Source organism: Chelonobacter oris, from assembly GCF_000772535.1.
GTDB lineage: Bacteria > Pseudomonadota > Gammaproteobacteria > Enterobacterales > Pasteurellaceae > Chelonobacter > Chelonobacter oris.
In genome coordinates, this window is sequence record NZ_JSUM01000002.1 from 79,492 (window position 1) to 91,849 (window position 12,358).

The window sequence follows — 12,358 nt, forward strand, 5'->3', positions numbered from 1 at the left end:
GCGACTGCGCAATGTGATGCAGGTTTCAACACTCAGCCGCCCGCAGGCGGCTGGAATTTCTACCCTAAGCGTGAGCGTTGGTGCAACGAGTTTCAACACTCAGCCGCCCGCAGGCGGCTGGCAAGTACCTATGGTATCGCCTATGATGACGTTACGTTTCAACACTCAGCCGCCCGCAGGCGGCTGGCTAACAGATAGTCCATCTCATTGCTCCTTAATCAGTTTCAACACTCAGCCGCCCGCAGGCGGCTGGTTCCACTTCTTCGGCAAAGTTCCAACACGTTAAAAGTTTCAACACTCAGCCGCCCGCAGGCGGCTGGTTACCTTTTGATGCAACTCAAGCAGCAGAATTAACGTTTCAACACTCAGCCGCCCGCAGGCGGCTGGGCGATTTTTCGGGGACGATTTCGTTGAAAATCGTAGTTTCAACACTCAGCCGCCCGCAGGCGGCTGGTAAATGCTCGCTTTTACCTAAAAGATGATAACCTAGTTTCAACACTCAGCCGCCCGCAGGCGGCTGGGGCGAGACGCTCGCCTTGATCTGATTTAACGCTACGTTTCAACACTCAGCCGCCCGCAGGCGGCTGGTTGCTGTGCCCCGTATGGCTTACGAGCAACAACGGTTTCAACACTCAGCCGCCCGCAGGCGGCTGGCATTTTTTACCACCGGTCAAAATGGGGGGTAGCTCTCGGTTTCAACACTCAGCCGCCCGCAGGCGGCTGGTGCCTCCTCCCAAACCCTTAGTCCACAAGGCCTATTTGCCCCTGTTTCGCTAACGGTTCCGGCAGAAAGCACTTCGTCGTTACTATAGCACATTCAAGCAACGATTTATTTCAAATTGTTAAAGAAATCAAACATCGCTAACCTTCCTGTGTTTTGATGAGTACTACAGATTAGCGCGCTATACAATCAAGGTGTCTTTAAAGATATCTACAGCGGCTTTGGCGCCGTGATGTTCTACTTTACGCCGCCACTTGCTGCCCAAGTGATAAAACCGCAAACTGTCGGTTTCTGGTTGGTAAGTTTCCAGTAATTTGGCTTTCAGCTTCACCCATTGGTCGGGGGCAACGTCGCATTCAAACACCGAATATTGCACGCGCACGCCGTAGTCGAGGCAGTGTTTGGCGACTTTTCGCAAGCGGGCTTGTCCTTCGCTGTCTTCGAGTGAAATATCGTAGGTAATCAGCATTAACACGATGTTAGCCCCCCGCCAGCGCTATTTTTTTCCACTTGCGAATTTTGCCGCGGAAATTGGTGAACGGCGCAACGGTATTGATATGTACCCATTTCCATAATGGCCATTTTGCCCGATTACTTGCCCATTGCCGCTGCTCCGGCTGAAATAACTCTTCGTTATTCAAACCGACCACCCAAATCCCTATTTCAGCCACCGATTTTTTCAACATTTGTTGCTGTTCAAACAATGTATATTGGCCGTACGCTGCATAAAAATACTGATATAAATCACCCAAGTTGTTCCATTGATATCCTTGCATTGGCGTATGCACAACATTACCGGCTTGTTCGCCTTGCTCCCATTGTAACAACAAATTCACCCAACCTAATTGATAGCTCAAATGTTCAGACGGCGTTTTGTCACCCTCTATTGCACGATAATCTTTCATTGCTTCGGGAATATTGGCAAATTCCTTCAAATATTTCTGCAATGCCGCCTGAATAGCAAGATTTAATTCAGAGCCATCAGTATAAGATCTCATGTTCACCTCATCAAAAACGGCGGATATTCAGCCAAATCGCCGCGCAAATGCCGTGCCAGCAGCATCGCCTGAATATAAGGTAGCAGCCCGATTTCCACCTCTTCTTGCAAGAATGGATGGATAATTTTTTCCTGCTTTTTCGCCTGCAAACTTTGAAACAACAATTTACGCGCGTCGGGCTTGATATTGACTGCGCCGCCGGCTTCAATCGTAAAATCCTGCGGCTTGATTTGCCCGCGGTTAATCAGGCTCAGCACCAATCTATCCACCCACCACGCGCGGAATTCTTCCAAAATATCCTGTGCCAAGCTGTCGCGCCCGGGACGGTCGGCGTGCAAAAAGCCGACTTGCGGATCCAAGCCCACGCTTTGCAAGGCGCCGCTGATGTCTTTGCCGAGTACACTATAGAGAAATGACAGCAGGGCATTCACGGGGTCGCGTGGTGGACGGCGGTTGCGGCCGTCAAACACAAAACCGCACTTCTCCGTCAGCAGATGCTGAAACACGCCGAAATAACGTGCCGCCGCATCGCCTTCAATGCCGCGAATCAAGTCGAGCGAATCCGCCCGCTGCAATTGCTGCACACTAAAATTCAGCGCACGAATGGCCGTCTGAACCTCAGGATGTTCGCCATGATTGCGCTGCCGGCGCTGCAACACGCGTTTACCGGATTGGATTTTGGCGGCGATAATATGACGCGCAATCGCTACAGGCCGGTTTTCAGAAGTGCGGTATTGCGCACGCCGCAGCAACACATTGCCACTCTGCCGCCCTTGCAGCCGCCCAAGATAACGGCCGTTTTCGGTAAAAAACGCCAGATTAACGTTATTCTCCCCGCAAAACCCCATCAAAAACGGCGACACCAGCACATTGCCAAAACAAAAAATATGCCCGATGGCGTGCACGGGAAGCTGTGCTACTTTTTTCCGCTCCTGCTCAATCACCAACGTTTCACGCTTTTTGTGCAGATAACTGCCTTGCGTGGTGATGTAGAGCGTGTTTTGCAGTTTGCGCATGGTAAAAATCCCTTAATTTTAACCGCACTTTTATCGCTGTTTTATCGACTGTCATAAAATGCCAAACCATATTGATAGGTTAATTCAACAACAGTGATGGCTAACGCTTATTCAAACAACCCCTTCACATACCCCACCGATCGATCCTTCCCCATCACCTGCGGTTGGCAAATCTCCAGCAGTGAACACGCCTTGCAATGCTTGCCATAAACAGGTGGCGGCGTTGCGCCGCTTTCCAGCAGTAACCGCACTTTGGAGATGACCGCCAACGTTTCGGCTCTAAGGCCGTCTGAAAAAACCACCGCTTCACGGTGGCGGGTTTGCCCATACCACAACGCTCCTTCACTCACCGCCTGCCCGCTCATTTCTTCCAAACACAGGGCTTGAGCGCAGAGTTGGATTTTGTCCCAATTATCCGCCTTAGGTTTGCCGCGTTTGTACTCAATCGGTTTCAGACGGCCTGTATTCAGCTCATGTTCAACCATATCGAGAATGCCGCTGATGCCAAGCTTTTCCACCGATGCATGCACGCTACGCTCAAACCGCACACCTTTGCGGGTTTCAGGCTCACCGCCGTCCACCCGCTCATGCAACACCCTGCCCTGCGCGGTCAAAAAATTCTCCGCCCACGCCTGCTCATTGTGTATCAGCGCACATTGGCGCGGACAAAAGGCGTAATGCTGTAGAGCGGAAAGCGGGATTGGGCGCATGGTTACAATAACTCTTCTACACTCACGCCATTGAGGCCGTCTGAAACCACGCTGATTTGATAATCGCTGTAAGCCGCGGCAGGTGTGCCGCTCTCGCCGTGTACGCGTTCGACTTTGACCGCCTCAAACAGCTTGTGGGCAGGCTGGCTACCAAGTGCGGTATCGTGTTTGAATACAATGAGTTTGCGCGCAGCCATTTCACCACGGGCGGCGGAGCGGTCGTGTTCGAACATCAGCGTGAGTGCCTGCCACAGTTTTTGCAAATCGTCGTCGCTAAAGCCGGTTTTTTCAGCCAGTTTGGCAGAGATAAAGCCGTGCACACGATAAAGCGCATAAGGTACGATGTATTTGCGCCCCATGGTACGCTCTTTTTCGAGGTCTTTTTCGTTGGTAACAGCCATGCGGGTAATGGAAATTTCAAGCGGCACAATCGGGTCGATGGATTGGGCAAACGCCAGTTGCACGGGGCCGCGCACTTGGCCGCTGTTGACTTCGGTGGTCATCACCGCACCGAATGTACGCACATCAAAGAAATTTTTGCACATCCAGGCGGTGATTTCACGGGCTTTGGCTTCGTCTCCGGGTAATTTTTTGGCTACGGACTCAACGCCCAAGGCTTCATAAGCCCGTTTGTTTTGCAGGTTTAATACGCTTTTTTCTTTGACGTAAATTTCATAGCCTGCGGTGTTTTCTTCGCTCATTTCGATAAAGTTGCGGATTTTGCGTTTTAAGCAGACATCGGTCACCAAGCCTTTGCTCGATTCGGGATCGAGGCGGGGCATATTGCCTGCGTCGGGGTCGCCGTTGGGGTTGCCGTTGGTAACATCAAAAAAGAACACAAATTCATAACGGTTTTGAATAGACATTTTTATTCTCCTTGAGATTCTGCGGATTTTTTGGTGAAGTAATGCTGTTTTTGCTGGTAGTAACCAATCGAAAACCGCCCTTGCTCGTCAATATTAAAATGACGGGGATAGGTCTCAGGCAGTTTGCCGATGATTTCGCCCAAGTCTTTTTCCAAATTTACCGCCATGCCTGCTTTGTCTTTACGCAGTCGTGATAAATGGTGTTTTGCCCCCGCCAGCAAACGCGGAAACACCGAAAACGGCACCGCCGATGCCGAACCGTAATAACGGTCGCCAATGCCGGCGTTAACATCGCCCAATGCCTGCAACTGAATGCGTTCTAACACTGCAAACAACCTGCCAAGCAAATAAGCCGTATGTTGGCTTTCTTGATTTAATGCCATTGGAACTTCCTCCTTAATCAAACCCTTACGATAACGTCGCTGTAAAACAGCTTTGATGAGCGCCACTCGCAAACCGTTGACATCACCGTCTGCCCGAATGCGGGTAATCAGTTGCGTTAACAGGCTGAGCGGATACGGCGAGCCGCTGATAACCGCTCTTGCCATTTCGCCCGCCAATATGGGAGAAATGGTCTCTGCTTTTGGCTTTTCATAACGACCTTCATTATTTTTAAACTTAATTGCTGTTTCAAGTAAAAGCCCGAACATTGACGGCGGTGTTCTCCATGCACAAGGCTCTAATGCCAAATCCTGCCAGTGTTGCGCTATATTTTCCGCTAACTGCCCAAAGCGGGTATCCAGCCAAAATCGCACTGAAATCCGTGCCGCATTGGGCGATAAACCCAACACATAAAAACGGGTATCGGGCGACAAATCGGGGGCGACTTCCTGCATGGGCCGCCCTTTGGCGATTTGTTCCAGCACGTTGAACAGCTTCCGACTTTCCTGCTCGTCTGTTGGCGGTTTGAGCAAGGCGGCAAAAAAGCCCTCTGCCGCTACCGCACTTTTCGTATTTTTTGCACCATCAGCTTCCGCCCAAAATACCGTGCTGGCATCACCGATGTTGAGGCAATGCCCGTTTTCACGCCGAAGCAGATAATTAAGTGCGGTGGTGTAGGCAAAGGCGGCCGCTTCCGACACCGGCGCATTCGCCCCCTGCTCTTTGCCAAACGAAGCAAACGATTTTTGATTAAACGAAATAATCGAACCGCCCGAACTCTGCCCGCCAACCACGCCTTTAATCGCGGGGTGCAAACGGGCAATCGGTGCTGCCTCACCACTAATCAAACACAAACCCTGCTCAGCTTCATCGTTTTTCAGACGACCTGTCCACAAGCTTTGGGCTGCCGGTCGTTTGTGAATCAAGTTAGAGGGCATATCAAGGGCAAATACCACATTGGCATCCAGCATTTCAGATAAGCAGCGTGGGTGCTCGGAAAATTGCTTAGGTTGCCACTGTTCTAAAAACTTACGCAACGCCAAAAGTCCCGTGTCTTCGCTGTCTTTTAAAATATCCAAATGAAACTGCTGAAACGCCAGAAAGGTTTTTTCAGACGGCATCATCGGCCGGTCTTTGGCGCTTGCCTTGTCTTTATTTGCTTCTACACCTAAGGCATAAGCGGTTTTGTCCCATAAAAAATTCGATTTCACGCCGGAGGTGCGTTTTTCAGGACGCGGTACGTTCATCAGCTTAGGTTGCGGTTTTTTATCGGCAGTAAAATTCGGCACCACATCGACCAATATGCCGTCTGAATTCAGCACCAATACCCAACTGATTTTCTGCTCGCTAAAGCCATAGGGCGGTACTTTAGGGTTGCCCATTTCATCAGTCTGCTCCGCCAAACGCCTGCAATAACGGACAAGAGAAGCTAAAATCATACCTTCACCTCTTCAGCATAAAACGGCGGCACGTCAATCGCACCACCCTGCATTTGCGCACGAAAAAAACGGGGCAAATTATCCCCGTCAAAATCAATATCGTGCAACATCCAGCCCAAATCACGGTTTAGCTCGCTTTCAGGCAGGCAAGATTCAGGCAGCGGATCGTGATCGTCAAGCAAGGCAAAATGCGCCGGAAATTCACGCACGCCCATACACGGCTGCTGAAAACACTGTCCCTTACCCGCGCGGCGTTTAAACATCTCGATATGCTTGGTAATATTGTCGCCCTCACCCGCTTTCGGTGTCATCACAATATGCGCTTCAATCACATACGCCACCTCCTTCAACACCGTCGCCGCCCGTTGCTGGCGATCATCATCAATCACGGTGTACAAATCCTGCACGCTTTTACGTCTCATCGCCCCGCTGACTTTGCCGGCAGAAATCTTACTGCCCAATTCATTACGCCGCACCGACTCAAACCGAATCGGCTTCAATACATAAATCTTATCCACCACCCAACGAATCGCCGGCTTCCAATGCACCGCCGCCAACACCCCGCGCGCCGCGGACGGCGTAATCACATCATAAGACACCCGCTCCACCTTCATTTCAGGACGGGTAAAGCAGGCGTGTTCGCCCCAGATGTGTAGACGCACTTTATTCATGCATTCTCCTTCATTATTATACGTTTATCCACTTATACTTTATGACTAACACACGTCCTCACAAGAAGGACGTTCTTTTTACTGCAAACCATACAAAATTATTTCAACACACAGCCGCACAAGGCAACTGAGGGAATACAACAAGGAAAAACACCTTCAATCAATTCATTATTTCAGCATAGACAGCCAAACGACTTAACACCAAACTAACGACTTAACACCAAACTTAAGCTAAGCCGTAGTACACACTTTATGGATATGTAAGTTGTTTTGCTCCGACTCTATCAAGCTAGTAATAATGTTCTCAACAAACTACTTTTTATCTTTTGGAGGATGCGGATCGTTACCATAACTATTACCCGCCCGAATTCTGCCATCCAGACCATGCACCTTCGTATCAGATTTCTGATTTCGTGCTATTTCTTCCGCACGGCTAATCGCCTTTTCTTGCGTTGAATACACCGCTGTTGCTTTTGCATTCCCGTCCCCTTTTACTGCCCATCCTTCAGGATGGGGAACAACATGTTGATTTTTTGACATAACTCACTCCCAACAATTTACCTTACTTACTAAATTAAATAGTAATCTATACCCTTTCCAATCAAAGGTCAACTTTTTAACTTCAATTTAGTATGAAAGGAAGAATTAGTTGTATACTGAAACCTAGAGATGCCTGGGCTAAACAATACAATCACGCTTACGTTTCAACACGATTAATAACTTAAATTATTTAACCTATGTAAACTATATTTACAATAACTATTAAATTTAATAAAGCACATTACCCTCCTGTTGGACAATACTTAACCTTAGATACTATCCACCACATTACAAGCATAGCCCGTAAAAATAAATCTCTTTTAAAATACAGATTGTTCAGAGGCAATAAAATCAGGATTATCCCAACTCAACCCCGCCACCTCATCATACAAATCCAACCCAATCAGGCTGTAAAACTGCTTGCCGAATTTCGGCTCATTCACTGCTTCTATCTGCCCTGCTTTATAGAGTGCTGTCAAAGCATTTTCGGGAATTTGCACGGTGTAAGGTTGCAGTTTGCGCAAGATGCCACCGATTTGGTCGGCGTGGTGCAGGCGGTTAATCAGGGCTTCGGCTTCGTTATCAAACGGGATAATCAGCGGCTGCATATGGGCTTCGATCATGCGGAATTTTGGGGCGATGGTTTGGAAGGGGAAATCCATGCTTTGCCCTGCATCTTGATGGTCGGCTAAAATCTTTTTATGGTCGAGCTCGCTGCCTTTTTGGGTGTAAACTTCTTTGAAATAGGCACTGATTGCTGCTGTGGAGAGCAAATCATCGGTGTATTGGCGCACCACCCCGCGCATTGCCCCTGCGAGCAAGCCCAATTCGGCAGGGGCTTTCCACTCTGCTTCAGGCTGGAATACCCAAACAAAACTGCTTTCAGACGGCCTCTTGCTCTCCCGATTGCAACGTCCTGCGGCTTGGGCAATGCTGTCGAGCCCGGCTTCAGCACGCATCACCAAGGGAAAATCCACGTCCACACCTGCTTCAATTAAGGAAGTGGCGATTACACGACAAGGCTTGCCGCTTTTCAGACGGCATCGGATTGCGTCCAGCGTTTGGCTGCGGTGTTTGGCACACATCAAGGTGGTGAGATGAAACACGCCTTCTAGTGATTTGGCGTTGTCATACAGGCTGCGGGCGTGACGGCGGTTGTTGACGATAATGAGGATTTGCGGGTGTTCGGCGAGCTTGGCTTGCAGGTCGACATCGGTTTGCAAGCCGATATGCTGCACGGTGGTGCGGCGTAATTGGGCAAAAAGTGCGGTCGGATTGGGGGCGAGTTCGCGCACGTTGTCAAAACCGCGATAAAAGCCGTGTTCGCTCTGCACCGCGGGTTGGGTGGCGGTACACATCACCACGGAGCAATGATAATTCTGCGCCAGCTCTTTAATCGCCTGCATAATCGGCAACAACAAATGCAGCGGCAACATTTGCGCTTCATCAAGGATAATCACACTGCCGGTGATGTTGTGTAACTTACGGCAACGTGATGAGCGGTCGGCAAACAGCGATTCGAAAAACTGCACCGCGGTGGTAACCACAATCGGCTTGTCCCAATTCTCTGAAGCCAACCGCAGCTTGTCTTTGCTGTGTTCGTCTTGCAGTTTGGCATCATCAAAGCTGCTGTGGTGTTCAAGCACCGCACTTTCGCCCAAATCGCCAAAGGCTTTGCGAAACTCGGCAGCGTTTTGCTCGATGATGCTGGTAAACGGTATCACATAAATCACCCGCCGCATGCCGTGCTGTTTGGCATGCTCTAGAGCAAATGCCATTGAGGTGAACGTTTTGCCGCCGCCTGTCGGCACGGTAAGGGTGAACAAGCCTTTTGGCTGCTCGGCTTGTGCAACGGCATGGTCGAGAATGTCGCTGCGCAGGCGGTTAAGCGCGGCATTGCGTTGTTGCTCCGGAGTGTTGTTGGGTGCTGTGGCAATCCGTCGTCTGAAAGATGTAATAAACTGATTGAACTGTGGTTGCAAAGCGTTTAAATCAGGCGAATCACCCCGTAAAACAGGCTTGTTCTCAAGCTTTGCGTAAAAGGCTTCGGTATCAAGAAAATCAGCGTCCACCAAACAGGAATACAACATACGAGTGAAGAAGGCAAACGAGAACAACGGTTGATGTTGATCGGCTTTTAGATTGGGTTCAGGTAAATTTTCAGGCAAGATAATTTCTTGTTGCCAAACCTTATCAAGCTGTGGAATGTGTTGATTAAATTGCAAATCCAAACGCTGCTTTAAGGTGCGGCGGTTGTCGCCTTCACCATCGCCGTTTGCCAAACCTGCATGATGACCGGCAATGCAAAATGCCATCAGTTTGCCGATGTACGGGTATTTTTCAAATGCAATTTTTGCCCCTGCTGTGGCATGGTCAACCTTTTTACCGCCATGCAGACGGGCGTTGAACTCAGGCGCATATTTACCCACATCATGCAATTGCCCGGTATAACGCGCCATTTCTTGCGCACCGAAAAAAACGGCAAACCCTGCCGCCAGCTCACCCACATTACGGGCATGGCTGCGCAGGGTTTGCCAGTCACAGTGGTCTTCACGCTTTCCTGAGTGGGCGTAATACTTAATAGGCTTGCGCATATTAATTTCTCCAGGTAATACTCAAATGAATTTTAATATTTTCAAAATTAATTTTGTCACTTTAAAAAACACTTTGTCTTAACACAACATCAAAGTTGATATTAAATATAGCAATTATAATAACTAAAATATACTCGAAATAATTCATGCCTTAATTATACATCATCAACTTTATTAATAATAACTTTTTCCCATTTATCTCCATAAAGATCGCATTAAAATAAAGTGCGGTTCACACTAGGAAAACTCGCCATCCCTCACATGTTATAGGAATGATTTTAGGCACAAGCAGAGAATATTTGAATGGCATTAAAAATAAAAAATCCGCACCTTAATAAACGGAATGATGGATCCGATTTTAGGGTGCAGATAAAAAATTGATGAGGTTATGAATATAGCAGTACTTTTAACTTTCCGGTTTTAATTTTTTATCCGGACAATATTTTTCCTGTCCGGATAAAATCAAAAAAAGCAAAACACTGTTATTTAAATTACTATCCTTCACGACGTCCGCTACGACGCGGTTTACGTTCAAAGCTTGGTTTTCCGCTGCGATCGGAACGTGCCGGGCGGAATTCCGAACGACCGCCTTCACGGGTATTACGCGTACTGCGACCAAAGCCGCCTTTGCGCTCACCACGTCCGCCAAAACCGCTGTCGCCTTTCACTTCTTCCACAAAACGCATTTGCATCGGCTTGTTCAGAACACGGGTTTTCCCGAAATGTTGCAACAGCTCTTTCGGCATCTCCTTCGGCAATTCGATTGTAGAATAATCATCATGTAACTTGATGTGTCCGATATAACGACTGTCGATATCCCCTTCATTGGCGATTGCCCCGACGATATGTTTCACTTCCACGCCGTCCGCACGTCCGACTTCGATACGATATAAATCCATCGGCATTTGCTCACGTCCCGAGCGAGAGCGCTCTTCACGTTCAAAACGGCCGCCGCGTCTATCGGCAGAACGCGGATTCTCCTGACGTTCCCGTTCACGGCGTGGTTTAATGATCGGATCCGGCGGTAAAATCAGTTTTTGTTTGCCTTGCAGCAACATCATCATTGCGGCGGCCAGATCTTCATGATCCTGATCAGCGGTAAACATATCTTCCAGCAAACTGCGGTATTTTTCCAAATCATGATGTTCCAACTGTGCCGAAATTTTTTGCTTAAATTTCTCGCGGCGGCTGGTTTCCAGCGTTTTGTGGTTCGGCAATTGCACTTCATCAATCTGTTTCTTGATCAAATGTTCTACGTTACGCAACAAACGTCTCTCGCGAGATTCGACAAACAGTAACGCACGACCTGCACGTCCCGCACGACCGGTACGTCCGATACGGTGCACATAAGATTCGGCGTCCAGCGGAATATCATAGTTAATCACCAAGCTGATACGTTCTACATCCAGACCACGAGCGGCAACATCAGTGGCAATTAAAATATCCAAACGGTTGTTACGCAGGCGATCCAGTGTTTGTTCACGCAATTGCTGGGTCATATCACCGTTTAATGCCGCAGCACTATGACCGTGTTTTTCCAGTAAGTCCGCCAAATCCAGCGTTGCCGTTTTGGTACGCACAAAAATAATAGCCGCATCAAACTCTTCCACTTCGAGGAAACGCAGCAATGCTTCGTTTTTACGCACACCGTTAACATACCAACAGCTCTGAGTAATATCCGGCAAATTTTGTTGGGTCGCCTGAATTTTCACCTCTTGCGGATCTTTCATAAAACGGCGTGTAATACGGCGAATCGGCTCAGGCATAGTAGCGGAGAAAAGTGCGGTCTGATGCTGTTCCGGCAATTTGCTCATTACCTCTTCGACATCATCGATGAAGCCCATGCGCAGCATTTCATCGGCTTCGTCTAACACCATAAAACGCAGTTCGGATAAATTCAAGGTTCCGCGGCGGATATGATCCAAAATACGCCCCGGCGTGCCCACAACCACTTGCGAACCTTGGCGCAATGCACGTAATTGAATGTCATAACGCTGTCCGCCGTAAAGGGTGACGATATGCATTCCTTTGATATTTTTGCTGAATTGCTCGCAAGCATCGGCAACTTGAATCGCCAATTCACGGGTCGGCGCCATCACCAGCATTTGCGGCGTACGCACGTCAGCATCGATTTTCGCCAGTAACGGCAACGAGAATGCTGCGGTTTTGCCGCTTCCGGTCTGAGCCATGCCCAAGACATCACGGCCGTTCAGCAAATGCGGAATACAGATTTGCTGAATCGGCGACGGTGTGACAAATCCCATTGCGGTAACGGCGGAAATCAGGGATTCAGGCAATCCCAACTCGTTGAATGTTAAAGTTGTTTCAGTCATTTTTTACTCAATAGTAGAAGGCGGACTCAAAATAAGGCCGCTGATAAATCATAAATTGTTGCGTGATAGAATAATGCGCCTTGCGCGAA

10 protein-coding genes and 1 CRISPR repeat array (1 of these 11 cut by a window edge) are annotated in these 12,358 nt (G+C 48.8%); all 10 genes read right to left on the reverse strand.

All coding sequences use genetic code 11. From position 1 onward, the window contains the following. Positions 1-724: direct repeats of the CRISPR family, unit length 32 nt; unit sequence GTTTCAACACTCAGCCGCCCGCAGGCGGCTGG (it extends 179 nt beyond the left edge of the window). 178 nt (positions 725-902) lie between these two features. Next, positions 903-1,196, reverse strand: coding sequence for a CRISPR-associated endonuclease Cas2 (cas2, locus tag OA57_RS01030; RefSeq protein WP_034612290.1), 294 nt, complete (start codon positions 1,194-1,196; stop codon positions 903-905). Between the two features lie 4 nt (positions 1,197-1,200). After that, positions 1,201-1,719, reverse strand: a complete 519-nt coding sequence (locus OA57_RS01035) for a ClbS/DfsB family four-helix bundle protein (protein WP_034612291.1) — start codon at positions 1,717-1,719, stop codon at positions 1,201-1,203. A gap of 2 nt (positions 1,720-1,721) precedes the next feature. Next, positions 1,722-2,735 (reverse strand): type I-C CRISPR-associated endonuclease Cas1c, encoded by a 1,014-nt coding sequence (cas1c, locus tag OA57_RS01040; protein WP_034612294.1) that lies wholly within the window; start codon positions 2,733-2,735, stop codon positions 1,722-1,724. 107 nt (positions 2,736-2,842) lie between these two features. Next, a complete protein-coding gene (cas4, locus tag OA57_RS01045; RefSeq protein ID WP_052122316.1) occupies positions 2,843-3,445 on the reverse strand; it encodes a CRISPR-associated protein Cas4 in 603 nt (200 codons plus the stop codon). Between the two features lie 2 nt (positions 3,446-3,447). Next, the gene (gene cas7c, locus OA57_RS01050; RefSeq protein WP_034612299.1) at positions 3,448-4,311 is read right to left on the reverse strand and encodes a type I-C CRISPR-associated protein Cas7/Csd2; all 864 of its coding nucleotides are present in this window, start codon (positions 4,309-4,311) and stop codon (positions 3,448-3,450) included. 2 nt (positions 4,312-4,313) lie between these two features. Beyond that, positions 4,314-6,131, reverse strand: a complete 1,818-nt coding sequence (gene cas8c / locus OA57_RS01055; RefSeq protein WP_034612302.1) for a type I-C CRISPR-associated protein Cas8c/Csd1 — start codon at positions 6,129-6,131, stop codon at positions 4,314-4,316. After that, on the reverse strand, positions 6,128-6,802 hold the full coding sequence (gene cas5c, locus OA57_RS01060; RefSeq protein ID WP_034612304.1) for a type I-C CRISPR-associated protein Cas5c: 675 nt from the start codon (positions 6,800-6,802) through the stop codon (positions 6,128-6,130). The genes cas8c and cas5c overlap by 4 nt, the downstream gene beginning before the upstream one ends. Positions 6,803-7,114: 312 nt before the next feature. Beyond that, positions 7,115-7,342, reverse strand: coding sequence for a DUF2188 domain-containing protein (locus tag OA57_RS01065; protein ID WP_034612306.1), 228 nt, complete (start codon positions 7,340-7,342; stop codon positions 7,115-7,117). A 320-nt stretch (positions 7,343-7,662) separates the two neighbouring features. Next, on the reverse strand, positions 7,663-9,936 hold the full coding sequence (locus OA57_RS01070) for a CRISPR-associated helicase/endonuclease Cas3 (RefSeq protein WP_034612308.1): 2,274 nt from the start codon (positions 9,934-9,936) through the stop codon (positions 7,663-7,665). A gap of 494 nt (positions 9,937-10,430) precedes the next feature. Further along, positions 10,431-12,269 carry a DEAD/DEAH box helicase gene (locus OA57_RS01075; protein WP_034612311.1) on the reverse strand — a complete coding sequence of 613 codons (1,839 nt, stop codon included), beginning with the start codon at positions 12,267-12,269 and terminating at the stop codon, positions 10,431-10,433. Between the last annotated feature and the right edge of the window lie 89 nt (positions 12,270-12,358).